This is a genomic window from Streptomyces sp. NPDC056161, from assembly GCF_042268025.1.
Lineage (GTDB): Bacteria > Actinomycetota > Actinomycetes > Streptomycetales > Streptomycetaceae > Streptomyces.
Genome location: NZ_JBHJUV010000004.1, coordinates 119,869 through 145,039, shown reverse-complemented (window position 1 = coordinate 145,039; position 25,171 = coordinate 119,869). Strand labels below are relative to the sequence as shown.

Here is a 25,171-nt window from a genome sequence, read left to right as displayed (position 1 = left end):
CTCACCTGCGCTTATCGCACTGGCAGCCTCCGCCCTGCCGTCGGTCGCGGTGGCGGCCCTCGCACCCGCCGAACCGCCCTCTTCTGACCCGCTCCCCTCGGTACGGCTCACCCGCCGGTGGGCGCCCCACTGGCGTGAGCGCGGCGCTGCCCACCGGCGTCCAGACCTCCTCTGCAAGTTCCACCGGTCACGTAAAGCACCGGTCGTCGGACCGTAAAGACTCCGTACAACCATTCCCTGGTCCCGCGTGTCGTGATCGCGGACGCTCTTTTCCGCGTCCTGATCCGATCAGAGGACCGAATGAACCCAGCCAGACGACGCACGACCTCCACCGCCGTCACCGCCACCGCCGTCGTGCTCGCCACCACGGGCGGCCTGCTCACCGCGCTCACCACGCCCGCCTCGGCAGCCGCAGCCGTCAACTGCACCTCCCCCGTCTACAAGCGGCAGTTCTTCGCGAACACCGCGTTCTCGGGGACGCCGAAGAAGACCGACTGCGACTCCACGATCAGCGAGAGCTGGGGCGCGGGCGCCCCCGCCTCCGGTCTGCCGTCCAACAACTTCGCCGTCCGCTGGTCAGTGACCCGCGACTTCGGCTCCGGCGGCCCCTTCGCGCTCAGCGCGTCGGCCCAGGACGGCATCCGCGTCTACCTCGACGGCACCCGCAGGATCGACCTCTGGAAGAACGTCTCGTCGACGGTCTCGAAGACCGTCAACGTGACCGTCCCCGCGGGCAAGCACACCCTCCGCGTCGACTACGTCAACTGGACCGGGAACGCCAACGTCAAGTTCGCCTACACGCCCCGGACCACGGCGGCCGTGGACAAGGTCAAGCCGCTCGCCCCGGCCGGACCCTCCGTGTCGTACGACAGGGCGACGGGCAAGGCCAAGCTCGCCTGGTCCAAGAACAAGGAGATGGATCTCGCGGGTTACCGGGTCTACCGGCGCCCGAAGGACAGCACCACGTGGACGAGGCTGGCGGCCACCACCGCCACCTCGTACACAGACGCGACCCTGCCGGTGACCGGCGCCGCCTACTTCTACGAGATCCGTGCCTACGACAAGGCGGGCAACGAGTCGGCGGGCACCGCCGATCAACTGGTCACCACCGTCGACCGCACCGCGCCGGCCGTGCCGACCGGCCTGAGCGCCGGCTCCGCCCAGGACGGACTGACGGTGGAGTGGAAGGCCGTCCCGGGAGCGGTGTCGTACCGGGTGTACCGGGCGGCCGGTGCCGACGGGACCTACACCCGCGTCGGCAGCACCGGCCAGGTCTCGTACCTGGACACCTCGGCCGCCGAGTACACCCCCTACTACTACCGGGTTACCGCGCTGGACGCGGCGGGCAACGAGTCCGCGCGGTCCGCCGCCGTCAGCGGCACGCGCGAGGACCTCACCCCGCCGTCCGCCGTCACCGGGTTGACCGTCACCCCGACCGAGTACGGCTTCGAGGTGCGCTGGGACGCCAACCCGACCCCCGACCTGGAGTGGTACGTGGTCCATCGGGGTGACCTGATGGAGTACGACGAGGGGCAGTACGTGTGTTACGCGAGCGGGGCCGGCTTTCACCTGACGGCCGACACCACCTCGTACACGTACACCGCCCTCCCGGACGGCGAGGAGTCCTGTTTCATGGTCGACGCCGTCGACGACGCCTCGAACTCCTCGTACGAGTGGACCGGCGAGATACAGGTCGTGAGCGCGACCGAGCTGGACATGACACCGACCGTGGCGACGCCGGAGGGTTCACCGGTCCGGTTGACGGCGGAATCCGCAGGGACGGGTGTCGCGCTGTCCTGGTCCTCGGTGACCGACGCCATCGGTTACAACGTCTACCGCTGGAACCCGGACACCGAGGCGTACGACAGGCTGGCGGCCACGGCGGAGACCTCCTACCAGGACACCGGCGCCGCCAAGGGCACTTCCCACTTCTACTGGGTGACCGCCCGGTACGCGGACGGCACCGAGTCCGCGCCCGGCGCCGACGGGGCGGCCCTGGCGCCCTGAGCGGACGGGACGGGGCCCGGAGCAGTCACCGGGCCCCCGGCCGAAGCGGACCGCTCCGCGGCCTGTACCCGATACCGCCCGGGTGTGGTGCCGAACTCCCTCTGGAAGGCGTGGGAGAGCGCGTACGGACTGCCGTAGCCGACCCGGCCGGCGATGGCGGCCAGGGTGTCCGGGGTGTCCCGGAGCAGACCGGCGGCCAGGATCAGACGCCACCACGTGAGGTACGCCATCGGCGGGCGGCCGACCAGGGAGGTGAACCGGCGGGCCAGTGTGGGCCGGGAGACGCCCGCCTCCGCCGCGAGGCGGGCGTTGTCCCACGGCGCGGCCGGGTCGGAGTGCAGCGCCCGCAGGGCGGCGGCCGTCACCGGGTCACCCAGCGCGCCGGGCCAGGCTCCGGCGGTGGACTCGGTCATCCAGGCGCGGATCATGTAGACGAGCAGGAGGTCGAGCAGGTTCGGGAGCGCTACGCAGGAACCGGGCCGCCGTTCGTCCAGCTCACCGGCGAGCAGGTCGATCGCGGCACGCAGTTCGAAGTGGCCGCCCACCCGGTTGGGCAGGTGGACGACCTCGGGCAGCTCCGCCATGAGCGGGTGCATGCGGTTGCAGTCGAGCCAGTACGTGCCGCAGAGCAGCTCCGTCTCGTCACGGTCCGGCCGCTCTCCCGGTGCTGTCCGCGGCTCCGTCCCGTCACCGTCCGGCCGCTCTCCCATCCCTGCCGCCGCGAGCCAGTGCCCGAACGGCACCGCCTTCTCCCGCGCGACCGCCGCGTCCAGCGTCGCGTTGGCGATCACATGGCCGGTGCCGTGCGGCAGCAGCGCCGCGTCACCCACGCCCAGCGGCACCGCGGCACCGCCGTCGGTGAGCAGCCGGCAGGCGCCCTTCAGGACGACGTAGAAGCCCGCGCCGTCGTACGGGTCCAGCCGCGCGCACCAGCTCCCCCTCGTCCGCACCCGGTGGGACGCGGGGTGCCCAAGGTGCGCGGCAGAGATCGCGTCGCTCACCACATCCATCCATGCAGCGTATCGCCCGTATGAAGGATGAGACGGATGCGTATTTCATTGAGCTGGATACGCATTGAAGGGATCGTTCCGGACTTCTTAGGGTCGGGCACGTGACGGATGAGAACAAGGACGAGAACGTGAACGAGCGTGTGCAGCGGATGGTGCTGGGGGATGTCGAGGTCGTCCGGATCGTCGAGTGGCACAGACCGTTCGCGCCGGCTTCGGACATGTTCCCGACAGTCGCCGCCGAGGTGTGGCAGGACAACGCGGACTGGCTGGCACCGGACCACTGGGAGCCGGACAGCGGCCGGGCGGTGCTCGCGCTCCAGACGTGGGTGCTGCGCAGCGGCGGGCGGACCGTCCTGGTGGACACGGGTGTGGGCAACGGGCGCGAGCGGCCGGGCATGCCGCCGTTCCACCGGTGCCAGGGGGATTTCCTCGGCCTGCTGGCGCGGGCCGGTGTCCGCCCGCAGGACGTCGACATCGTCGTCAACACCCATCTCCACGTCGACCACGTCGGCTGGAACACCGTCGACGCGGACGGGGAATGGGTACCGACGTTCCCCCACGCCGAATACCTCATTCCGGCCGCCGACGACTTCCATTACGGGCCGGACAACGCGTACGGGAAGGGCAGGCAGGAGGTCGACCGCCTGATCTACGAGGACAGCGTCGCGCCCGTCCACCGGGCCGGGCAGGCCGTGCTGTGGGACGGCTTCCACCGCATCGACGAACACCTCACCCTGGAGTCCGCGCCCGGCCACACCCCCGGCTCCTCCGTACTGCGCCTCACGTCCGGCGGCGACCGGGCGGTCTTCGTCGGCGACCTGCTGCACAGCCCGGTGCAGATCCTTGAGCCCTGCTGCAACAGCAGCGCCTGCCTCGACCCGGAACAGGCGGTGACCAGCCGCCGCGGGATCCTCGCGCGGGCAGCCGACGAACGGGAACTGCTCGTCCCCGCCCACTTCGGCGGCCCAGGTGCCCTGGAAGTCCGGCGGGAGGGTGCCGGGTTCGCCCTCGGCCCGTGGGCGGCGACCGGCCCGGAGAGGAGCGCGGCGGGCGGGAGCACGGCGGGTGACGGGAGCGCGGCGCCGGGGGACGCCTCGCGGTAGCGAGGACGACCGGGAGCGTCAGCTTTTCCCTGTCTCCACGGGCTCCACGGGCTCCACGAGCTTCCGGGGCTCCACGGGCTTCCGGGGCTCCACGGGCTTCCGGGGCTTCCCGGTCGCCCCAGTGTCCGGGGTCTGACCGCTGTCCACGGTCTCCCTGGTCTCCCTGGTCTCCCTGGTGTCCCTGGTGTCCCTGGTGTCCCTGGTGTCCCTGGTGTCCATGGTGTCCATGGTGTCCCTGGTGTCCCTGGTGTCTACGGTCTCCCCGGGCGTCAGCATCTCGCGCAGGTCCGCGCGGCTGGTCACGCCGGTCTTGCGGTAGACCCGGTAGAGGTGGTTGTCGACGGTCCGTACGGTGATGCCCAGCCGGTCCGCGACGTCCCGGCTGCTCAGGCCCGCCGCGGCCAGCCGGGCCACGTCGCGTTCCCGGTCGGTCAGCTGGGGGGACCGGCAGGCCAGCACGGCAGGCGTGGTGACGCCCTCGCACCGGCGGGCGAGGCGGTGGCAGCGGTCGGCGGCCCGTTGGGCCGGCAGCGTGCGGCCCGCTCCCGACCACAACCGCGCGGCCTGCGCGGCGGCCTCCGCCGCGTGCAGGCGCAGGCCGCCCGCCTCGAACGCGTCGCAGGCCCGCTCCAGGGCGTCCGCGTCGCGGGCCGCCAGGGCCGCGGCATGGTCGGCGTAGACGGCGATGTGCGGGGCGTCGCAGACGGCGACGAGTTCGGCGAGCCGACGGGCGACGGTCGAGGACCGGCCGAGGCGTACCGGGATGTGCAGCAGCTCCGCCTCCCACAGCAGGGCCCGCCGGTCACGGGCGTCAGCCGCGGTGCGCAGCGCCTGCCGCACGGCGTCGTGCCCGCGGCCCTGGGCGACCAGGATCCACGGCCGGGCCAGTTGGAACGCCGGCACGTCGAGGACGCGGTACGACTCCACGCGCGCCAGGTGCGCCCGGTCGAGCAGGGTCCGTGCCTCGGCCACCTCACCGAGCAGGGCCTCGATGGTGGCCAACTCCCCGAAGACCAGGGCCTGCTGACCCCAGGTGGTGTCCTCACGCAACGTCGAGGCGGCCTCCCGCATGTGCCGCCGGGCCGACCGGAGCCGCCCCCGGCGGGCGGCGATCCGGCCCAGGAAGAACTGCCACGCGCCCTGGTTGCCCACCCATCCGGACTCGCGTGCCACCCGGTACTGGGCGTCGGCGGTGGCCTCGGCCTCGTCCAGTCGCCCCGCGAACGCCTGGGCGGTGGCGAGCCAGCTCACCAGCCCCACGCCCAGCATGGGCATGTCCTCCTCGGCGTCCCCGGCCGCCAGGGTCGCGAGGGCCGACTCGGCCAGTTCGAGCGCCGCGCCCGTCCGGCCGTGGGCGAAGGCCGCCACGCATTCGGCGTAGCGAGTCCTGACCAGGGTGGCCGAGCCCGGCGACGCGTGCGGCCGGGCGCGCTCCAGGTCCCGTTCGCAGGCGGGCCAGTCGGCCTGGGTGGCCTGCAACACGGCCTGGAGTCCGGCGAGTTCGGCGCGGGCCGCCGGGTCGCGCACGGTGCTCTCGGCGCGGCGCAGCAGGTCGAGCGCGTCGGTGGGCCGGTCCAGCGACAGGTACATGTTGGCCGCCAGCAGTTGCACCGAGCGCACCTGTTCGCGTTCGGACGTGTCGGTCTGCGGCAGGCCGCGGTGCACCTCCTCGGCCTGGACGCCGTCCCCGGTGTGGCCGAGCGCCGCGGCCAGCACGCGCCGGGCGGGGCTGCCGCCCCCGGCGGCGCAGGCCGCCTCGGCGAGCCGGGCGGCCAGCGCGAAGTCCAGTGTGCGGACGGCGTGTTCGGCCGCGGCGAGCAGGAAGCGCGGGTCGGTGTTGTCCCCGGCGGCCAGGCGCCAGGCGCCCACCCGTGCGATGTCCCCTCGTCGGCGCAGGCCCGTCCGCTCGGCCGCCGCGGCCAGTTCACGGCAGCGCCGCTGCCGCCGGTGGGGTGGCGTTCCCCGGCGCAGCACCTCGCCGTAGAGGGGGTGTGCCAGCCGGAGCAGGGTGCGCCGGCCGTCCTCCTCGCCGAGGACGAGGCCGTGCCGGTCGAGTGCGTCCACGACGGCGGGACCGGTGAGGTGTTCGAGGACGGCGGCCCCCAGGGGCTCGCCGAACGCCAGTAGTTCGGCGGCGCGTTGCTCGTCCGGCCCGAGTCGTCCCATCCGGTGGCTCACCAGGTCGGTGAGTTCCGTCGGCAGCCCCAGCGGCCCCCGCCAGCGCCACACCCTCGCAACGGGTGCCAGTGTCCCTGCGGCGAGTCCCGCCTCCACGAGCTGCCGCAGCCACAGCACGTTGCCGCCGCTGACCTGCCAGAGCCGATACGCGCTCGCGGTCTCCACCTGCCCGGCCAGCGCCCGCTCCAGCAGCCGGACGACATCGCCTTGGTCCAGCGCCGGCACTTCGACGCGCGTCGCGTAGTCGCCGCGCAGCAACGCCTGCACGGCGTCCGGTACCGGAGCGCCGGAGCGTGCGGTGAGGACGATCCGGGTACCGCCGCGCACGGCCAGGTGCAGCAGCAGGGCCGCGGAACCGTCGTCCAGCAGGTGCGCGTCGTCCACGAACAGGGTCCGGTCGTCGCCCGCCTCGGTGAGGAGCGCGTCGGCGAGGATCCGCAGCAGGTTGGGCCGCCCGCCGGTGGTCGGCAGGGACGTCGGCAGCAGGTGGGCGAAGGCTCCGAACGGAAGCTCCGCGGTGCTCTCGGTGGCCGCGACCACCCGGGCCCGGCCCGCGGCCGACCTCGTCAACAGCTCGCGGGCCAGCCGGGTCTTGCCGACCCCCACCGGACCCGTGATCAGAACGCCGGCCCGAGCCGGATCCGCCAGCAGCGCCGTCAGCTCCGCCAGCGAACCGTCCCGGCCGGTGAACGGCCACGAGCGGTCGAGGACGGGGCCGGGACCGGGGCCGGGACCGGGGCGGGGACCGGGGCCGGGTCTGTGGTCCGGCGCGTTCTCCTGATCCTCCATCAGCAGCCCCTCCACCCCTCCGCCCTCCGCACGGGTCGGCCCGGGGCCGCCGGGGCAAGCCCGGGTCCGCACATTGAGTAACACATTACTCACGACTGGGCGCCGCATTACAGGTACGTTTTCGCCTTGCCGGCACGCGACACAGGGAACGATTCCTCGGGCCACCCGAACAAAACGGCAGGGGAATTCAGTAAACCGACGCGTGAATTTACGTGAATTCGACGTTGCATCGCATCCGACCTACCCAGAGGGGTCACATGCGCGACACCCGAAACACCTCCGCCCGAAAGAGCCGAAAGGCCCGATCCACTCGGCAGGCCCGATCCACCCGATCCACCCGATCCATCCGGCCCGCCCGACGCGCCACGGCCGCGCTGGCCGCTGGGGCCGCACTGGTGACGGGTCTACTGGCGACGACGGGCGCCCAGGCGAGCGCGGCCGACCTGCCGTACGGGCCGTACACCTGCGTGAACGGCTATGTCTGGCGCACGGCCGTCCCGTCCGACCTGGTCTGCGTCACCCCGCAGGTCCGCGACCAGACCGCCACGGAGAACTCGCTCGCCGCCTCGCGTCGCGAGCCGAACGGCGGCCCCTACGGGCCCGACACCTGCAAGCAGGGCTACGTATGGCGGGAAACGAACCCCACGGACCACGTGTGCGTGCCGCCGGCCGCCCGCGACCAGGCCCGCGCCGACAACGGCAACGCGCCCTGGCGGCTGGTCGACCCGGGCGCCACACCGCGCGGCGGGGTGTCGGTGATCACCGAATACGGCTACTCGACCGGCGCCTACCTGAAGGCCACCGGCAGCGGTCTGTCCCCCGGCGGCACGGTGTCGTTCTACGCCGTCGGCATCAACACGACCGGCCCGTTCTCGTTGGGCCAGTTGACCGCTGATGCGGCCGGCACGATCCCGGGCTACCAGTACGTCGGGTTCATCAACTGCCGTACCGGCGTGACGCAACCCGCCACCGTCGTGGTCCTCGACCGGAATTCCGGCCTCGTCACCACGGCCGGGACCACGGACGCATTCCGCAGTTGCGGCTGAGCACCGCATCGTCCGCCCCGGGCACGGCAACGATGTCCGCCCCTGTTCATTCCTCCGCACTCGAAAGAGAAAGCAGGCGACGACGACCATGTACTTCAAGGCTGCTGGACTGATCGCGGCAACCGCGGCGGCGATCGGCGGTTCGCTCCTGACCGCGCCGACCGCCTCGGCATCCGGTTCGGCGTCCGGTCCCGCGTCGGTGACGCCCCGAGCGGCGTCCGCGACACCGGCGGCGGGGGCCGGGGCGGCGGCGTTCGGCCTCTACCTCGTGAATTCCAACAGCGGCAAATGTCTCAGCCCCGCCGGTGGCCGGGTGGACAACAATGCCTTCACCGTCATCTACAACTGTGACACCGACCCGTCGCGCTCCTGGTATCTGGTGAACAAGGGGAACAACATCTACCAGATCCTGAATCTCAACAGCGGCAAGTGCCTCAGCCCCGCCGGGGGTGCCGGCACCAACAACACCGAGACCGTCATCTACAACTGCGACAACGACCCGTCGAGACTCTGGTACTTCGTCGACAAGGGCAATCTCAATTACCACCTCGTGAACAACAACAGCGGCAAGTGCCTCAGCCCGGCAGGCGGGGGTGTCCTGAACAACACCCCCACCGTCATCTACAACTGCGACACCGACCCGTCGCGTCTTTGGTCCCTCAGAGCGCAGTAGCGCCCGCCCAGACTCAGAGCGTGAGCAGCCGCTTCATGAGGTGGGCCGCCGTGTCGGGCCCCGCTTCGAGGACGACACGGCAGTGCGCGCCGGGCTGGGCGGGGTAGCCGAGGTACTGTCCGCGCAGGTCGCAGATGGTCTGGCCGCGGCCGGGACCGTCCGTGGCGTCGACGAGTACGTCCACCACGGGTGCCAGGGTGGGTACGACGCCGCCGACGGCGACGGCCGCGGCCAGCGGGTCGTGGACCGCGGAGCAGCGACGTCCGTAGGTGGCCACGTGGAACTCGAAGTAGAGGTCGAGCATGTCGCAGAGGGCCACGGACAGCGGGCGGCCGGAGTCCAGCAGCGCCTGCCGGTCGCTCTCCTCCAGGTTGTGGGCCATCGTGACGTCGAGCGGGACGAGGGTGATGTCCCAGGCGGCGGCGAAGACCTCGGCGGCGGCCTCGGGGTCGTTGAAGACGTTGGCCTCGGCAACCGGGGAGACGTTGCCGCTGACCCGGGCGGCGCCGCCCATGATGGTGATGTCCTTGACCAGCGACGGCAGCCGGGGTTCGCGGCGCAGGGCCTCGGCGATGTTGGTGAGCGCGCCGGTGGTCAGGATGCGCAGCTCACCGGGGTGGTCGTCGGCGAGCTGGAGGAGCAGGTCGGCGGCGTCCCTCGCGGCCGACCGCATCCAGCAACTCCAGGATTCCCCCGGCACGTTGCTGCACGCGCTCGGCGAGCTGCTCGGTCCCGTCTTCGGCCCCGGAAAGTGCACGGTCACCGCGGGAGTGGCCGGCACGACGCGCGGACAACTCCTGGGGCTGGGGGCGGACGACCCGCTGCTGATCCTGACCCAGACCGTCCAACTGGGCGGCAAAGCAGCCTACTTGGCGAAGTATCTGGTCGCGCCCACCGGCGACCCGCTGTCGATCCTCCAGTCACCCCAGCCCGGGGCCACGCTGCGCTCCTGAACCGCACCGGGCTGCACCCAGACCGCCGGGAGCGCTCCGAAGCCGATCGACATCCCGCTCGGCAACCGCTCGACCGTGTTCGCGGCAACCCGGCGAGCGCGCGTCTCCCGGGGCACTCCCAGCCGCAGAGGCCGGGCCGCGCACCTCAGCGACCCGGGTGCCCTAAAAACCCGGCGAAACAGCGGCAGGTTCGCCCTCCGCTCATGGACGACGAACAGCCCGGAGAATCAGGGCAGAAGGGCGGGAGGGCAGAAGGGCGGGAGCGGCCGACGGGCGCCTCTTGCGCATCAGCCCCGCCTTGACCCGTGCTTTCGAAGCTCGAAGTACCTACTTTTTCTTCTTTGGCTTTTTGCCTCCATGCGCCGCGGCCTGCCGCTCTCGCCAGCGTTTGCCTTGATCGACCTCCGCTTGCTGCGCTCGCCTGGCGGCGGCCATATCGAGCGGGGGCAACCTGTCCTGCATCGCCTCGCGGAGTGGAAGAATGCGACCTCCATTACTCCTCGACTGCGCGTCGGAGACTGGATTCACGGCGTAATACCCCGCCGAGCCTTCCCACCCCGTTGCCTGTGAGAAAGCGGCGGCATCCTCCACCACGTACGACGAATCCGCCACCGGCGCCTGCTGGTACGAAGTCGGCTGACCATACTGCGCGGGTCCCGGCATGAACGACGTCGCCTGCCCGAACGCGTAAGGATCCGACACCGCGCTGTACGCCGCCGATGCCGGCCTTTCCTGCGACCCCTGCGGGTAATCGGCAGTACCCGCTGCGTAAGCCGCAAACGATGCCGTTCCGGGCTGGTCGGCCTGGTTCGCTGCGGCTTGCTCTCGCAGCCTCCGAGCCCCCGCACGGCTTTCTCGCACCTGGTCCGCAGCATCATACGCACGCGCCGCGAACCTTGGACTAGTTACCCATAGTTGCTGCTCGTCACCACTCGCCCCATAAGGATTCTGGTCCCTGTTCATTTCGTCCCTACGTTACGTTTCCACTCATGGTTCATTTTCGGCTTCCTGGCATCAGGAAGTCGGTGGTCGGCGCCCGCTGCCCGCTGCCGCGATTCGTGTGCTCGGGTGGATCGCTGCACAAGGCGATGCCTTCGAGTTGGGAATACAGCCGGAACGTTCGGCTTGGCGCTGGAATGCCGACGTTCCCGTCGGCATCATCACTTCTTCTTCAGATGGTTCTCTGCGCCAATCGGTTCGGTCACCTTGGCTGAATTCACAGTCCTCACGGAAGATCCACACAGAGGGGACAGTAGGTACCGGCGTAGGCGACGACGGTTGCCCGGACATGCTGGGCCAGGGCCCGGCGCTTCGGCCAGGATCTTCGCGCGCGGGGCCCGCTCGTGGAGGACTCCTGGGACTGGGGGCGGACGACCCGCTGCTGATCCTGACGCAGCCCGTCCAACTGGGCGGCAAGGCGGCCTACTTGGCGAAGTATCCGGCGCGGACCTGAACCGCAGCGGACTTCACCCGGACTGCTGGGGGCGCCCCGAAGCCGATCGGCAACCGCTCGGCCGTGTTCGATGCAACGCGGCGAGCGCGCGTGCCCGGGGCCTCCCGGCCACAGGGGCCGGGCCGCGCACTTCAGCAGCCCGGGTGCCCTGGAAACCCGGCGGGACAGCAGCGGGTTCGCCCTCAACTCATGGGCGACGAACAGCCCGGAGAATCAAGGAGGAAGACGGGAGGCCGCGCGACGGGCGCCTCCTGCGCATCAAAGAACCTACCTGGTCCTCTTCTTCTCTTCGTGCTTCTTATGCGGCTGTTGCGACTGTGCTGCGTCCTGGCGCCGCCGCGAAGAACTGTCCTGGGCGGGATGCCGCTGCCCGCGCAAGAAGTCGGCCACATTCGCCGCCATCCGAGACCTCTGTCCTCTGCCTCGCTGCACGCGCATCGCGCAGCCTTGCAATATTTTCATGTGACGCGGCAGTTACCCAGGGCACACCGAGACCGTCATCTACAACTGCGACACCGACCCGTCGAGACTCTGGTACTTCGTCGACAAGGGCAATCTCAATTACCACCTGGTGAACAACAACAGCGGCAAGTGCCTCAGCCCGGCAGGCGGGGGTGTCCTGAACAACACCCCCACCGTCATCTACAACTGCGACACCGACCCGTCGCGACTTTGGTCCCTCAGAGCGCAGTAGCGCCCGCCCGGACTCAGAGCGTGAGCAGCCGCTTCATGAGGTGGGCCGCCGTGTCGGGCCCCGCTTCGAGGACGACACGGCAGTGCGCGCCGGGCTGGGCGGGGTAGCCGAGGTACTGTCCGCGCAGGTCGCAGATGGTCTGGCCGCGGCCGGGACCGTCCGTGGCGTCGACGAGTACGTCCACCACGGGTGCCAGGGTGGGTACGACGCCGCCGACGGCGACGGCCGCGGCCAGCGGGTCATGGACCGCGGAGCAGCGACGTCCATAGGTGGCCACGTGGAACTCGAAGTAGAGGTCGGTCGATCCTCCAGTCACCCCAGCCGGGAGCCACGCTGCGGTCCTGATCCGGCGCGGACCCGAACCCCGGCGGACATGACCCGGCACCGGCGAGCCCTGCTGCAACAGCAGCGCCTGCCTCGGCCCGGAGTAGGCGGCGGCCAGTCGCCGCCGGATCCTCGGGCAGGCCGCCGAAGAACGGGAACTACTCATCCCCGCACACTTCGGCGGCCCGGGTGCCGTGGAAATCCGGTGGGACAGCGGCGGATTCACCCTCGACTCATGGGCGGCAGCGGTCAGCCCGGAAAGCCAGGGCGGAAGGACGGGAGCGGCGCGACGGGCACGTCTTTCCTATCAGCGCCTGCCTTGGCCCGTTTTTCGGAACTCAAAGGACCTGCTAGCCCTACTTCCTTTTTGGCTTCTTCTTGAAGAGATCCTTCACGGCCGTGAAGTTTCCAGACGACGACGCTGCGCCCTTGGCTCCCTTCGAAGGGCCTTGCACAGGGTGCGGATTCGCGTTCAAGTACCTGCCTGCATTTGCATTTGCCGACGCGGCAGGCGTGTCATAACCTCTAGTCGATTCCATTTGCCACTGCTCGTCCGCCGCGGGCGGGACTGCCCTGACCGACGAGGTGGGCGTCGTCAGTGGTGATACATCATACACCGGGTCATTCGCCCCATATGCCCGTGACATCTGTGATATCTGTCGCGCTTGTGATTGCTGCTGGTATTGCTGCTGGGACCAATCCGTTGATTGCTGCTGGTATTGCTGCTGGGACCAACCCGTTGATTGCTGCTGGTATGGCTGCTGGGACCAATCCGTTGATTGCTGCTGGTATTGCTGCTGGGACCAATGCGTTGATTGCTCGGCAGTGGCCTCTGATGGAAACCCCGTCGCCGTTGCGAACGCGAGAGGATCGTCTACCAGGTGCTCCGACCCCGCGGCGTAAGACGCAAACGCTGACGATCCTGGCTCTGCGGTAGCCGTGTTCTGTGTATCTACCGCTGCACGTCTATCACGCCCCACAGCCTCAGGTCGGCGCGGTGCTGCACGCCTGGCCTCCTCCCAAGTTCGCCCCTCAAGGACAGCCGCGCGCCGTGCTCTAGTCCTGACCTGCTCCTTAGTACGCCCATCAGCGGTTACCCATGCTGTATCCCGGTCAATAGGGATCACATCGTCGTCCATACCACCACTACGTTTCATTCCCGCTGATGGTTCAATGCCACTTCCTGGCGTCGTGCGGAAGGGTGGTGGGGCGGGTTCGCCCGCCCCGGCCGCAGGCAGGCCGCGTTTCAGCCGGTACCGGTCACCGGCTGAATCGCGGCCTCCAGATACTCAAGGCCGCGCAGCCCTTTGTTGAGCAGTGGCCGGGACTCCTGGATCTCGAAGCGGGCCACATGGTCGGCCAGCCGCTCCAGCAGCACGCCGATCTCCAGGCGAGCCAGGTGTATCCCGGGGCAGACATGCTCGCCACGCCCGAAGGCGAGGTGGTCGGAGGGGCGCCGGGTGATGTCGAAGCGCGCCGGGTCCGGGTACTGGCGTTCGTCGCGGTTGGCGGAGCCGTAGAGCAGCGCGACCCGTGAGCCGACCGCCGACGGAACCCCGTCGATCTCGTGGTCCTCGGTGAGCACCCGGCTGAACTGGGGCACCGGACACTCCACCCGCAACGACTCGTTGATCGCGTGCGGGATCAACGACCGGTCCGCGCGCAGCAGATCCCACTGGTCGAGGTTCTCGGCGAACAGCGCGACCACGTTGGTGATCGCGAGGATCGTCGTGTCCAGGCTCGGCGTGACGTCGTTGCCCCGACTTGTCCGTTGCCCCGACTTGTCCGCTGCCTGGCGAGCTGTCGTCCCGCAGTCGCGGGGGTGGTCCCGGCGGTCCGGTGACGCGGCACCAGGTGCGCCCCGATGGCGTGATCGCATCCACCCCAGGGGTGCTGCCTCAAGCACAGATTGAACCGCTCGGGTGGTCAGCACGTTGAATCAGAGATTTCCGAACGTCGAAGGGACTTCAATGAGCTATCCGGATCAGGGCGGGGCGGACTTCGAGATCTACACTGCTTCGCCACCTCCGCAGACTGCCTCTGAACTGGTTGCTGAGCTAGGTGTTGAGGCCGTCCGAGCCGCCATGCCCTCGGAGGAGCGACGATCTTTCGACGGGGCGAATCCGTGGAGCCAAATCCAAGACGCTAACGCGGACCTTGCCGAGCGGATTGAAGAAGTGAACGACTTTGATGCACGTGTGCAGCAAACAATTAACACGCGAGGATACACCCAAGACCAAGCCCAGGTTGTATATGCCCAAACAGCGGACATGCGACAGTCCCTGATAGATGCGATGCAACAATCTCAGCAGACTGCGAGCCAAAGGCTCAACACCTACGAGAATAATCTCATCAATCACATTGAAAGCCGCGGACTGACGCAGAGAGTCGCGCTCCGGACGGGGAACTACAGCACGCCGGACCTGAATACGGCTCAGGCCGCCGCATTTTACTCACCGGACCTTGGCAGCCGCGACCGCCGCGACCGCCACGGCGACCAAGGCGGCCAAGGCCGTACAGTTCTGGGGAACAACCGCGGCGACCGACGACAACCACGAGGGAGGCGCTGAGTCGCGCCGCCGGCCCGTCCCAACAGTGCGTACCCGACAATGCCCGAAAGGGCTGCCGCGGCGGCTGGAGTTCATCCCGGATTCACAACAGCCTGCGATTACGCTGTCAGCGCGATGGCTGGTTGCAGCAGGGTCCGGACTTTGAACCCGACGGGCCCGCTCATCCGTTGCCCTGATTCGTCCACTGTTCGGCGAGCTGTCGTGCCGCGGTCGCGGGGGTGGTCCCGGCGGTCCGGGCCGTACGGACGATCTGACGGAGCGTGGCCGCAATGGCGTCGATGCGTTCGGTCATCCGTGCCTCGGACTCCTGGTGCAGTTCGACACCGAGGGCGTGGATGACTCCGCCCGCGCTGACGACCACGTCCGGCGCCCAGAGGATGCCCCGGGCGGCGAGGAGGGCGGCGGTTTCGGGTCGGTCGAGCTGGTTGTTGGCCGGGCCCGCGACCGCTGCGCTGCGCAGCGCAGCGCAGCGCAGCGACGGAACCGTACGGGCCGTCAGCAGTCCGCCGAGCGCGGCCGATACGAGGATGTCGACCTCCGCGGTGAGGGCGTCGTCCGATGCCACCCAGGTCGCGCCCAACTCCCTGGCCGTGCTCACGCCGCTCACGCCCTGAGCCGCCGGGCGCGCCCGTGGCGGGGGCGCGCATCGTCCGACGGGCGGCACTTGGCCGCCGCCCGCTCAGGCCGCGGCGAGTTCGCACCATACGTATTTGCCCCGGTCCCCGAACCGGGCCGAGGGCCGCCAGCCCCAGCAGTCCGCGCAAGCCATCACCAACCCCAACCCCCGCCCCTCCTCCACATCCAGGGCCAACCCCAACGGCTGGGGCGGGTCCGGCGGCTCCGGGTCGGTGTCCCACGCCCCGATCCACACCACGCCCTCCGGAGAACGCCGCACCCTGAGCGCGGCCGGCCCCTTCGTATGCCGCACGGCATTGGACACCAACTCCGCCGCCAGCAGTTCCGCGGTGTCCACGAGGCCGATCAGACCGTGGATGGTCAGGAGCAGACGGAGGGTACGACGGCAGACCGTGACGGCTCTGAGGTCGTTGGGAACGTAGAGGGTGTAGTCCCAGGTCTCGTGCACGTTCTCGGGCATGCGGCGTCAACTCCATTGCGGTGAAGGGGATTTCGCGCGTGGTGGCATTGCCGCAGCCGTCGCGACAGGACGGGGCGGTGCACTTCCGCAGCGTGTGCGGTACGTCACCGACGGTAGATCTAAATCTAGAGATTGAGCAAGCTGGTCGCGTAAACTGACACCGAACGAGTCGCGCTCTTGCGCGCGTTGGACAAGGAGCAGTTGAGAGCTTTGAGGCGCCAATCAACGGGCCGTCAGTCACGTCTCGCGACAGAACTTCGCAGACTTCGCGAATCGGCGGGTCTGAGCGCCCGCCAAGCGGCGGGGCTGCTTGGCGTGAGCCCCGCACAGATCACCCACATCGAGTCCGCACTCGCAGGTGTCAGCGAGAAACGACTCCGTCGTCTCGCCTCGCATTACGCGTGCACGGACGCGGGTTTCGTCGACGCTCTGGCCACCATGGCCGCTGACAGGACAGTCGGTTGGTGGGAGAAGTACCGGGGTTCGTTGCCCACATCCTTCCTGGACCTGGCAGAGCTGGAGTACCACGCCACCTATCGCTGGGACGTGGACTTCCTGCACGTTCCGGGCCTTCTCCAGACGGAGGATTACGCTCAGGCTCTCTTCTCCCGCCGGGTGCCCGAACTCACCGAGGACGAGCTGAGTTTGCGTGTCCGTCACCGCCTTGAGCGGCGCATCATCATCGAGGGACCAAGGCGGGTGCCGTACGACGTACTGGTGCACGAGGCGGCATTGCGAATCAGAGTGGGAGGGCGCGCCGTCTCCAGGGCCCAGCTCGCCCACATCCTGGAGGTGTCGGAGGCGGAGCACGTCACCGTACGCGTTATCCCGTTCGACCTGGACAGCTTCGCCGACATCACGGCTGCCATGGTCTACGTCGGCGGCGCCGTACCCAAGCTGGACACCGTAGTGCGCGACGGTCCGCATGGATCGCTGTTCATCGACTCCGAGGCACAGCTGGCGGTCTTCCGAACGCTCTTTCGTAGAGTGGAGGCGGCATCACTCGATCCTGAACGGTCGCGTGATCTCCTCCACGAGCTGGCCAAAGAACTGTGAGGCGTTCGGTGATCACTTTCGATAACTGGCGGAAGTCTTCCTACAGCGGCAGCGGCGACGGCAATGCGTGCGTAGAGATCGCCACCAGCCCCGCCCACATAGCCATCCGGGACTCCAAGGACCCCACCGTCGGCTCCCTCTCATTCCCCGCCGAAGCCTTCGCCACCTTCGTCGAAGCCCTCAAGGAACACCCCAACCGCTGAGCCCCGCCAAGTCACGAGACTTGATCAACCACACGTCGAAGGAAATGTGATGACCGCCCCTGACAACTGGCAGAAGTCGTCCTACTCAAGCTTTGGCGACGGAGACTCCTGCGTGGAGATCGCCGACCTGGACACCCACATAGCCGTCCGCGACTCCAAAACCCCCACCCGAGCCACCCTCACCTTCCCCACCCCCGCCTTCGCCGCCTTCGTCGAGGCGCTGAAGGAGCCGTATCGCTCCTGAACGGGCGGCTGCACCGTGCTGCCGGGTCGGCATCACATGTGGGAGCTGATCACACCGCCGGCGCTGAGCACGATGTAGGAGCCGTTGGCGTCGAGGCCGACGTCGTGCCCGTTCGTCTCCAGCGTGGCTTCCACGTCGCCCTCGTTGCCGAGGATCTCCGCGCGGTACTTGAGGTCGCCGACCTTGGTGACCTCGGCCTGCCAGCCGCCTTCAAGCATGAAGGTGCCCGGCCCCTGGTCTCCGCCGCCCATCCAGGACTTGACGTCGCCGCCCATCGTGAGCACGACGAACATGTCATTGGCGTCGAGCCCGGCGTCGTGCCCGTTCGTCTCCAGCGTGGCCAGGACCGAACCCTGGTTGACGATCTTGGCGAGGTAGTCCTGGTCGCCGTCCTGGTAGACCTCGGCCTTGCTGCCGTCCACCAGCGACACGGTGCGGACCGGGGAGGACTTCGTGCCGCCCGCTGCGTCCGGTGCGGCGGTGTGCTCGGTGGACGTCTCGGTCTTCACGCCGGTCTGGTCCTTGTTCTCAATGGTCTTGGCGTCGTTGGACGCACCACCGTCACCGGTGGAGACGGAGCCGGAGGCAGTGCCGGAGACGGAGCCGGAGTCGTTCTTCACCGAACCGGCGGCGGCCCCCGTGCCGCTGCCCTGGCAGGCGGTCAGCGAGAAGGCCGCGGCGGCGGCGACGGCCAGCAGGGTGGCGGAACGGACGGTACGGCGAGTACGGCGAGTGGTGTTCATCGAAGTTCCCCCACGGGTGTCTGGGTGCGGCACCTGCGCCTGCTTCCGCAGGGCGACCGACCGCATCGGCTGTTCGTTTACACCCCGTGAGATGGCACCCCCGATGGGAGTTGTTCGCCGGGTTCTGTCCGCGCTTGGTAACAGGGGTATCCCGGCGCTGCGACACGAATTTTCAGGGGCTGGCCGAAGTCCGCCTGGTCGGCGGCGCACCACCACCGCGGACATCGCGTTCTCCGGCAGACGCGGGCCCGCTCCCGTCCGGATGGTGGGCAACTCCTCGAACCCCGACAAGCCCTGGGCCCTCCCCCAGGACGCACACTTGGTCTCGTTCCTCGGCGGCATCGTGTCGACGACGGAGACCGGCCAGACGCAGTGGAAGGGCGGACGGGACTGGGTGTTCGCCTTCGACACCACGACCGGGCAGATCAAGGCGCGTGAACGAGAGACGCAGGAGACCGGCACCGCGGCGGCGAGTCCCGTGATGCTCGCCGCGGTGCCCCTGGTGGCGGGGGCGAGCCGGTACCGGGCGGAGGTCATGGCCACCGATGCGACCGGCCAGGCCGCGACCTGGGTCGTCGAGCAGGGCCTGAGCACGGTCGGCGACACCGTCACCCGGTGGGCGCCCGCGTCCCGGGTCCTCGACTCCTTCGGCACCGCCGGGGGCACGGTACCGGCCGGCTGGAACCCACCGCAGATCGTCTCGCTCGGCCCGAACGCCGTGGTGGAGTGCACGGCACCGCAGGGACTGACGCTCGCCTACACCGTCAAGTTGCAGACGACCGAAGGGCTGACCGCTTGACCCGGCATGGTCACCGCGCCGGCCCCTTTCAGCGTCCGCCTCTCGCCGGACCCTGCCCGCCGCCGTACCCGGGATGGCCCGGGGCTGTATACGGCGTGGGAGAAGGTGCTCTGCCGGTGCCGTAAGGGCCGGAGTACGGAGCCTGGTCGAACGAGGCGATAGAAGGAAGTGCTGTGCTGTACAGGCCGGCGATACGGTCGAAGGACTCGATACCGGGGAGAGGAGTGGGAGCGGCCTCCAGAGGGAGGGGTGTCGCGCCGTACGAGTCGGAGGAGCTGAGAGGGGTGGGCGTGGGCTGGGCCGCCGCGGCGGACGCCAAGGCGCTCGAACCGAGGCCGCCGGATGGAACGTGCGGCGCGTCGGTCATCGTGACAGGGCGCCGCATGAAATCTCTCGATCGTAGGTTCTCCTCCAGACGCTCAGCCAGTTCTTTCCGCTCGTCGTCCGTCAAAGCGCTGCGACCACCCGGAGTCTTTGCGGATTTAGCCAACTTATAGGCGCTTCGCTCATTTATCCCATGGGATCCATTTCTGACATATTCACCCAACCGCGCGCCCCGCCGCTGACTCAAAAAGCCTCGCAGGAACTCCGTCTCCTTCTCTAGCCCCATGCGGGGCGCACGATGCTTCGCCTGCCCGGGGGCCGATTCCACCCCCCTCCTGTTAATGCTCGCACGCTGCTCAAGCTGGGTCCGCTCTCGTTCTGTCAAGCCTTGCAAATTTCCCCGACACGCTTCTTTGACCCACCGAGAGAGACTCGTGTGGGATATACTCTCCCCCTCCTTCCTCTCAAATTCCTTCACGAAATCTCTGAACGACATAGGAAGTCTCGTATTCAAAAATTCCCGGATGATCTTTATCTTCTGCGCGTCGCCCAAATGGGGCCGACGAGGCAAATCAACACCGACACTCTTCTTTCCCCCGCTTTTATTGCTCCTACGCCGATCAAGCTCGGACTGCTCCCATGGTTCCAGTTCGCCTCGCGCACCATTTTCGTCATCGGCCCATCTGCTCAAGCTCGGTGCGGAAAAGTCCCTCCCGTCAACGAAACCCCTCAACGTCACGGTATCGTCCGCCGCCATAAATTCTCGGAGGATGGCAACTTTCGCTTCGAGGGATCGCCCAGTCCGGGAGCGCTGGTCGGGCATCGTGTGACCTCCGGTCGTCTGCAGCCGGGAAACCCCCGGCCGCGGCGGGCTTTCTCCCACCTGCAACGGAACCGATCCGCCGATGGTTCACGCTGCCGCCTGCGTCCGCGGAGATGCCGAAACCCACCGGACGTGCCTTGGCGGGGGCGGACGTCGTCCGACGGCACTTCACGCCCGCCCCCGACGGGTCAGATCTTGGCGGTGGGGTGGTGGAGGTCGAACCAGGCACCGAGGCCGAGGACGCGTTCCAGCAGCATCCGCTGCTGCTGGGTCAGGTCCGCGGCGGGCCCGCCGGTGGCCGCGGCCAGGCCCTCGCCGCTGACCAGGTGCACCGCCGCGCAGCCGACGTATTCGGCGAGGGCGTGCACGTACGGGGTGTCCTGGGTCGGCGCGACATCGATGGCCTGGAAGTGCTTGTCCTGGTCGGGGAAGTCCACCGCGAAGCTGCGGACGGAATCGCCCTGGAACCCACCGCAGACCGTCCCGCTCGGCCCGAACGCCGTGGTGGAGTGCACGGCACCGCAGGGACTGACGCTCGCCTACACCGTCAAGTTGCAGACGACCGAAGGGCTGACCGCCTGACACGACAGGCGCCTGGGCCGCGCTCCTTTCAGCGTCCGCCTCTCGCCGGACCCTGCCCGCCGCCGCCATACCCGGGGTGACCCTGGGCATTGAACGACGCCGGAGGAGGAGTTGTGCCGGTGCCATAAGCGCCGGAGTACGCGGCCTGCTCGAACGAGAAGACCGGAGGAAGTCTTCCGCCGTCCGCGACAGAGGCGAGGGAGTCGAAATCGGGGAGAGAGGTGGGAGCCGCTTCCGGAGGGGGAAATGTCGGGTCGTACGAGCCGGAGGGGATGAGAGGGGTGGGCGCAGGCCGGGCCGCGGCGGCAGACGCCATGGTGGGCGAACCAAGGGGGCCGGATCGAACGTGCGGCGCGTCGGTCATAGTGACAGGGCGCCGCATGTAATCCCTCGATTGCAGGTTCTCCTTCAGACGCTCAGCCAGTTCTTTCCGCTCCTCATCCGCCAAAGCGCTACGACCACCCGGAAACTGTGCGGATCTAGCCAACCCATAGGCTCTTCGCTCATTTACATCTATTCCATGGGATCCATTTCTGACATATTCACCCAACCGCGTGCCCCGTGGCTGCCTCAAATAGCCTCGCAGGAACTCCGTCTCTTTCTCTTGACCCATGAGGGGCGCACGACGCTTGGACCTGCGCGTCTCGTCCTTCGCCTGCTCGGGGGCCGATTCCTCCCCCCTCCTGTTATCGTTCGCACGCTGCTCAAGCGTGGCCCGCTCTAGGTCTGTCAAGCCTTTCAAATTTCCCTCACGCGCTTCTTTGGCCCAACGAGCGAGAGTCACGTAGGATACGCTCTCCCCTTTCTCCCCCGCACGCTCCCCCTCGCGTTTCTTCACGAACTTTTCGAATGACAGAGGAGGTTCCGTATTCAAAAATTCCCGGACGATCTTTATCTTCTGCGCGTCGCTGAACTCGGGCCGACGGATATGCGCCAAACGCTTGCCTAGTTCTTCCCGCTCGCCAGGGTCCAAATTACTGCGACCATTCACTTGGCTTGCAGAGAAAGCCAACTTATAGGCCGCATCCTCACTTACCTTGGTTCCGTCCTCCGCCTTCCAGGAGTGAGCAAAATTTTTCGGCTTCGTGCCCTGCGGCGTCTCCAAATAGGCTCGCAAGAACTCTGTCTCTTTATCCCGGCCCAAGGGCGAACCACGATGACGTTTGGGCTTCTTGCCCTTCTCCTGCTCGTCTCCCGCCAACTCGTCGCCTCCGTTGCCGTTGATCTGCGTTTCACTGCGCCGCGCGGTCTCCGGCCGCCGCGGCTTTCTCCTGTCCATAACGGAACTGATCCGCCGACGGTTCAAGCCGCCCGCGCCCGTGTACCTGCCGAAAACCCGCCGAGCGTGCCTTGACGGGGGCGGACGCCGTCCGACGGCACTTCACTCGTACCCGCCGGCTGGAACCCACCACAGATCGTCCCCCTCGGCCCGAGCGCCGTAGTCGAATGCACCGCACCACAGGGACTGACACTCGCCTACACCGTCAAGTTGCAGACGACCGAAGGACTGACCGCCTGACCCGACAGGCGCCTGGGCCGCGCCCCTTTCAGCGTCCGCCTCTCGCCGGACCCTGCCCACCGCCGCCATACCCGGGGTGACCCTGGGCATTGAACGACGCCGGAGGAGGAGTTGTGCCGGTGCCGTAAGCGCCGGAGTGCGCGGCCTGCTCGAACGAGAAGACAGGAGGAAGTCTTCGGCCCTCCGCGACAGAGGCGAGGGAGTCGAAATCGGGGAGAGGGGAGGGAACGGCCCCCGGAGTGCGAGGTGCCGTGCCGTACGAGCCGGAGGAGCTGAGACGGGTGGGCACGGGCCGGGCCGCGGCGATGGACGCCATGGTGCTCGAACCGAGGCCGTCGAATCTATCGTGCCAATCATTCTCCTGGCTGCGCGCCAGAAGCTTTCTCCGCTCCTCATCGCTCAACCCTGATAGCTCCACCACCCCCTCGAATTTGCCACTTGCTTCTTCGATCCAACGACTGAAACTATCCAGGGATAGATTCCTCTCATTCGCACCTTTACCATTCTCGTTAAGATCTGCAACGAACTGACTCATTGAAATTTTCTCGCCCGACCCCAAAAATCTCCGGATGAGGTCTATCTTCTGTGCGTGGCTGCTCAAATTGTGGTGCTGGGGTTGGATACTTTCTCGGCGCTCCCGAAGATCCCTCTGCTCCTCAGCGTTCAACCCCCGTAGCTTCACCACCCCCTGGACTTCTTCACTTGCGTCTTTGACCCAACGACTGAAAGTGGGAATTGTTAGACGCTTCTCCTTGTCGTCATCACTATTGTTTCTAACCTTTTCGGCGAACCCTCTAATGCTGTCGTTTGACTTCAAAAATCTTCGGATGAGGTCTAGCTTCTGCTCGTCATCCATGAGTGGGCGCATCGTGTGACCTGCCGATCGTCTGTGACCGGGACCCCCGGTCGCTGCAAACTTTCTCCTGTCCATAACGGAACCGATCCGCCCCTGGTTCACGCCTGCGCCCGCGAACATGCCGACAACCGCCGGGCGTGCCTTGGCAGGGGCGGACGTCGTCCGACGGCACTTCACCGCCCGCAGCCGGCCGCCAGGGCGAAGGCTGGTGGGGTGGCGGGGGCGGGCCGAGGCGCCCGCCCCCGTCGGGTCGTCAGACAGGTCGGACGCGTCAGACCTTGACCGTGGGGTGGTGGAGGTCGAACCACGCGCCGAGGTCGAGGACGCGCTCCAGCAGCATCCGCTGCTGCTGGGTGAGGTCCGCGGCGGGCCCGCTGGTGGCCGCGGTCAGGTCGTCGTGGCTGACCAGGTGCACCGCCACGTGGCCGGTGCGCAGCAGGTCGGCCGCCTGGGACTGGATGGCCGCGACGTAGTTCGGGTCGAACGTGCCCGGGTAGCCGCTCTTCTTGCGGTTGGCCACCGATTCCGGCAGGACGTCCCGGGTGGCGGCGCGCAGCAGACTCTTCTCGCGGCCGTCGAAGGTCTTCAGGGACCAGGGGGTGTTGAAGACGTACTGCACGAGGCGGTGGTCGCAGAACGGAACGCGGACCTCCAGGCCCACGGCCATGCTCATCCGGTCCTTGCGGTCCAGGAGGGTCTGCACCATGCGGGTCAGGTGGAGATAACTGACCACCCGCATCCGCTGGTCCAGGCCCGTCTCGCCGTCGAGCACGGGGGTTTCCGCGACCGCCGAGCGGTAGCTCTCCAAGGTGTGCTCCCGCAGGCCCAGCACGGGTTTGAGGTCGTCGCCGACCATGCCGCTGGACTCGATGATCGACTGCCGGCCTGCCAGCCAGGGGAAGGTCTCGGTGTACCGGCGCTCGTCGTGGAACCACGGGTAGCCGCCGAACACCTCGTCCGCCGACTCGCCGGACAGGGCCACCGTGGAGTGCTTGCGGACCGCGGCGAAGAGCAGGTAGAGGGAGTTGTCGCGGTCGCCGATGCCGATCGGCAGGTCGCGCGCACCGACGGCGGCCCGGCGGACCTCGGGGGCGGAGAGCGCGGCTCCGTCCAGGACGATGTCCTGGTGGTCGCAGCCGACGTATTCGGCCACGGCGTGGACGTACGGGGTGTCCTGGGTCGGCGCGACGTCGATGGCCTGGAAGTACTTGTCCTGGTCGGGGAAGTCCACCGCGAAGCTGCGGACGGTCTCGCCCTGCGGGGCGAGGTGGATCTGGGCGAGCGAGGTGAGCGCGGAGGAGTCCAGGCCCCCGGAGAGCAGGGTGCAGCGGGGCACGTCGGCGACGAGCTGGCGCCGGACGATGTCGTCCAGCAGCTCGCGGATGTGCGCGACGGTCTCCTGCCGGGTGTCGGTGTGCGGTTCGGAGCGCAGCTGCCAGTAGGTGCGGCGGCGCAGTCCGCCGCGGTCGAGGAGGACGATCTCGCCGGGACGCACCTCCCGCATGCCCTCCCACACCGCGGCGCCGGGAGTCTTGGCCCCGGTGAACAGCTCCCGCAGGCCGTCGAGCCCGACGACGGGGTCGACGAGGGGGTTGGCGAGGATCGCCTTCGGCTCCGAGCCGAAGATCACGCCGTCGTCGGTCTCGTAGTAGTAGAACGGCTTGATGCCCATGCGGTCGCGGATCATGACCAGCCGCTCGGTACGGGCGTCCCAGATGGCGAACGCGTACATGCCGTTGAGATGCTCGACGAGCTTTTCGCCCCAGACCAGGTAGCCGCGCAGCACCACCTCGGTGTCGGAGTCGGTGTCGAACCGCTGTCCGGCGCGGCGCAGTTCCGCGCGGAGTTCGGTGAAGTTGTACGCCTCGCCGGAGTAGACCATGCTCACCGCGCCGTCGGGGGTCTCGACGGTCATGGGCTGGGCGCCGCCCGGCAGATCGATGACCGCGAGTCGCCGGTGTCCCAGGGCCGCGTGGGGCGAGAGCCAGACGCCCTCGGCGTCCGGTCCGCGGCACGACATGGTCCCGGTCATCGCGTCGAGGTCTTGCTTGTGCCCCGTCAGGTCACGCTGGTAAGAGACCCAGCCGGTGATTCCACACATAAGCACCTCATTCCCGTCAGGAAAG

The 25,171-nt window shown here is 68.3% G+C and carries 25 protein-coding genes; 12 read left to right on the top strand and 13 right to left on the bottom strand.

The window, feature by feature from the left end:
* Positions 1-300: 300 nt before the first annotated feature.
* A complete protein-coding gene (locus ACFC09_RS05840) occupies positions 301-2,007 on the top strand; it encodes a PA14 domain-containing protein (protein ID WP_376524237.1) in 1,707 nt (568 codons plus the stop codon).
* On the opposite strand, the gene ACFC09_RS05835 is transcribed toward ACFC09_RS05840, so the two are convergent.
* Positions 1,932-3,017, bottom strand: a complete 1,086-nt coding sequence (locus tag ACFC09_RS05835; RefSeq protein ID WP_376524236.1) for an AraC family transcriptional regulator — start codon at positions 3,015-3,017, stop codon at positions 1,932-1,934. The genes ACFC09_RS05840 and ACFC09_RS05835 overlap by 76 nt on opposite strands.
* 149 nt (positions 3,018-3,166) lie before the next feature.
* On the opposite strand from ACFC09_RS05835, the gene ACFC09_RS05830 reads away from it, so the two are divergent.
* Entirely contained in the window at positions 3,167-4,120 is a 954-nt protein-coding gene (locus ACFC09_RS05830; RefSeq protein ID WP_376524404.1) for an MBL fold metallo-hydrolase, read from the top strand.
* An 18-nt stretch (positions 4,121-4,138) separates the two neighbouring features.
* Here the strand turns inward: ACFC09_RS05830 and ACFC09_RS05825 are convergent, their stop codons facing one another.
* Positions 4,139-7,087 carry a LuxR C-terminal-related transcriptional regulator gene (locus tag ACFC09_RS05825; protein WP_376524235.1) on the bottom strand — a complete coding sequence of 983 codons (2,949 nt, stop codon included), beginning with the start codon at positions 7,085-7,087 and terminating at the stop codon, positions 4,139-4,141.
* A gap of 395 nt (positions 7,088-7,482) precedes the next feature.
* On the opposite strand from ACFC09_RS05825, the gene ACFC09_RS05820 reads away from it, so the two are divergent.
* Positions 7,483-8,133 (top strand): hypothetical protein, encoded by a 651-nt coding sequence (locus ACFC09_RS05820; RefSeq protein WP_376524234.1) that lies wholly within the window; start codon positions 7,483-7,485, stop codon positions 8,131-8,133.
* An 88-nt stretch (positions 8,134-8,221) separates the two neighbouring features.
* Positions 8,222-8,806 carry an RICIN domain-containing protein gene (locus tag ACFC09_RS05815; RefSeq protein WP_376524233.1) on the top strand — a complete coding sequence of 195 codons (585 nt, stop codon included), beginning with the start codon at positions 8,222-8,224 and terminating at the stop codon, positions 8,804-8,806.
* Between the two features lie 13 nt (positions 8,807-8,819).
* On the opposite strand, the gene ACFC09_RS05810 is transcribed toward ACFC09_RS05815, so the two are convergent.
* Positions 8,820-9,506: a nucleoside hydrolase gene (locus ACFC09_RS05810; protein WP_376524232.1), complete on the bottom strand. Its 687-nt coding sequence runs from the start codon at positions 9,504-9,506 to the stop codon at positions 8,820-8,822.
* Position 9,507: 1 nt separating this feature from the next.
* On the opposite strand from ACFC09_RS05810, the gene ACFC09_RS05805 reads away from it, so the two are divergent.
* Positions 9,508-9,759, top strand: a complete 252-nt coding sequence (locus tag ACFC09_RS05805; protein ID WP_376524231.1) for a hypothetical protein — start codon at positions 9,508-9,510, stop codon at positions 9,757-9,759.
* Positions 9,760-10,086: 327 nt separating this feature from the next.
* Here ACFC09_RS05805 and ACFC09_RS05800 read toward each other — a convergent pair whose 3' ends face one another.
* The gene (locus ACFC09_RS05800; RefSeq protein WP_376524230.1) at positions 10,087-10,461 is read right to left on the bottom strand and encodes a hypothetical protein; all 375 of its coding nucleotides are present in this window, start codon (positions 10,459-10,461) and stop codon (positions 10,087-10,089) included.
* Positions 10,462-11,711: 1,250 nt separating this feature from the next.
* Between ACFC09_RS05800 and ACFC09_RS05795 the strand changes: the two genes are divergently transcribed.
* Entirely contained in the window at positions 11,712-11,906 is a 195-nt protein-coding gene (locus ACFC09_RS05795) for an RICIN domain-containing protein (protein ID WP_376524403.1), read from the top strand.
* A gap of 13 nt (positions 11,907-11,919) precedes the next feature.
* Here the strand turns inward: ACFC09_RS05795 and ACFC09_RS05790 are convergent, their stop codons facing one another.
* Positions 11,920-12,396, bottom strand: a complete 477-nt coding sequence (locus ACFC09_RS05790; protein WP_376524229.1) for a hypothetical protein — start codon at positions 12,394-12,396, stop codon at positions 11,920-11,922.
* Positions 12,397-12,870: 474 nt separating this feature from the next.
* Here ACFC09_RS05790 and ACFC09_RS05785 point away from each other — a divergent pair, with 474 nt between their 5' ends.
* A complete protein-coding gene (locus ACFC09_RS05785; protein ID WP_376524228.1) occupies positions 12,871-13,167 on the top strand; it encodes a hypothetical protein in 297 nt (98 codons plus the stop codon).
* A 309-nt stretch (positions 13,168-13,476) separates the two neighbouring features.
* On the opposite strand, the gene ACFC09_RS05780 is transcribed toward ACFC09_RS05785, so the two are convergent.
* Entirely contained in the window at positions 13,477-14,109 is a 633-nt protein-coding gene (locus ACFC09_RS05780; protein ID WP_376524227.1) for a cytochrome P450, read from the bottom strand.
* 43 nt (positions 14,110-14,152) lie between these two features.
* Between ACFC09_RS05780 and ACFC09_RS05775 the strand changes: the two genes are divergently transcribed.
* Positions 14,153-14,800, top strand: a complete 648-nt coding sequence (locus ACFC09_RS05775; protein WP_376524226.1) for a hypothetical protein — start codon at positions 14,153-14,155, stop codon at positions 14,798-14,800.
* 160 nt (positions 14,801-14,960) lie between these two features.
* Here the strand turns inward: ACFC09_RS05775 and ACFC09_RS05770 are convergent, their stop codons facing one another.
* Together ACFC09_RS05770 and ACFC09_RS05765 are read right to left on the bottom strand one after the other, a co-directional pair.
* On the bottom strand, positions 14,961-15,398 hold the full coding sequence (locus ACFC09_RS05770) for a hypothetical protein (RefSeq protein WP_376524225.1): 438 nt from the start codon (positions 15,396-15,398) through the stop codon (positions 14,961-14,963).
* An 81-nt stretch (positions 15,399-15,479) separates the two neighbouring features.
* Positions 15,480-15,896 carry an ATP-binding protein gene (locus ACFC09_RS05765; RefSeq protein WP_376524224.1) on the bottom strand — a complete coding sequence of 139 codons (417 nt, stop codon included), beginning with the start codon at positions 15,894-15,896 and terminating at the stop codon, positions 15,480-15,482.
* A 201-nt stretch (positions 15,897-16,097) separates the two neighbouring features.
* Here ACFC09_RS05765 and ACFC09_RS05760 point away from each other — a divergent pair, with 201 nt between their 5' ends.
* Genes ACFC09_RS05760 through ACFC09_RS05750 form a run of 3 tightly spaced genes read left to right on the top strand, consistent with a single transcriptional unit; the run spans position 16,098 to position 17,399 of the window.
* Complete coding sequence (locus ACFC09_RS05760) at positions 16,098-16,952, top strand: helix-turn-helix transcriptional regulator (RefSeq protein ID WP_376524401.1); 855 nt, start codon at positions 16,098-16,100, stop codon at positions 16,950-16,952.
* A gap of 8 nt (positions 16,953-16,960) precedes the next feature.
* Complete coding sequence (locus ACFC09_RS05755; RefSeq protein WP_376524223.1) at positions 16,961-17,155, top strand: DUF397 domain-containing protein; 195 nt, start codon at positions 16,961-16,963, stop codon at positions 17,153-17,155.
* A 49-nt stretch (positions 17,156-17,204) separates the two neighbouring features.
* Positions 17,205-17,399 (top strand): DUF397 domain-containing protein, encoded by a 195-nt coding sequence (locus tag ACFC09_RS05750; RefSeq protein WP_376524222.1) that lies wholly within the window; start codon positions 17,205-17,207, stop codon positions 17,397-17,399.
* A 32-nt stretch (positions 17,400-17,431) separates the two neighbouring features.
* Here ACFC09_RS05750 and ACFC09_RS05745 read toward each other — a convergent pair whose 3' ends face one another.
* Entirely contained in the window at positions 17,432-18,142 is a 711-nt protein-coding gene (locus tag ACFC09_RS05745) for a hypothetical protein (RefSeq protein ID WP_376524221.1), read from the bottom strand.
* Between the two features lie 262 nt (positions 18,143-18,404).
* Here ACFC09_RS05745 and ACFC09_RS05740 point away from each other — a divergent pair, with 262 nt between their 5' ends.
* Complete coding sequence (locus ACFC09_RS05740; RefSeq protein ID WP_376524220.1) at positions 18,405-18,941, top strand: hypothetical protein; 537 nt, start codon at positions 18,405-18,407, stop codon at positions 18,939-18,941.
* A gap of 1,335 nt (positions 18,942-20,276) precedes the next feature.
* Here the strand turns inward: ACFC09_RS05740 and ACFC09_RS05735 are convergent.
* The 4 genes from ACFC09_RS05735 to asnB all read right to left on the bottom strand — a co-directional run bounded on the left by ACFC09_RS05735 (position 20,277) and on the right by asnB (position 25,146).
* Positions 20,277-20,603: a hypothetical protein gene (locus ACFC09_RS05735; RefSeq protein ID WP_376524424.1), complete on the bottom strand. Its 327-nt coding sequence runs from the start codon at positions 20,601-20,603 to the stop codon at positions 20,277-20,279.
* A 95-nt stretch (positions 20,604-20,698) separates the two neighbouring features.
* Positions 20,699-21,949 carry a hypothetical protein gene (locus ACFC09_RS05730; RefSeq protein ID WP_376524219.1) on the bottom strand — a complete coding sequence of 417 codons (1,251 nt, stop codon included), beginning with the start codon at positions 21,947-21,949 and terminating at the stop codon, positions 20,699-20,701.
* A 268-nt stretch (positions 21,950-22,217) separates the two neighbouring features.
* Entirely contained in the window at positions 22,218-23,045 is an 828-nt protein-coding gene (locus tag ACFC09_RS05725) for a hypothetical protein (protein WP_376524218.1), read from the bottom strand.
* 271 nt (positions 23,046-23,316) lie between these two features.
* Positions 23,317-25,146: an asparagine synthase (glutamine-hydrolyzing) gene (gene asnB / locus ACFC09_RS05720; protein ID WP_376524217.1), complete on the bottom strand. Its 1,830-nt coding sequence runs from the start codon at positions 25,144-25,146 to the stop codon at positions 23,317-23,319.
* Positions 25,147-25,171: the final 25 nt, after the last annotated feature.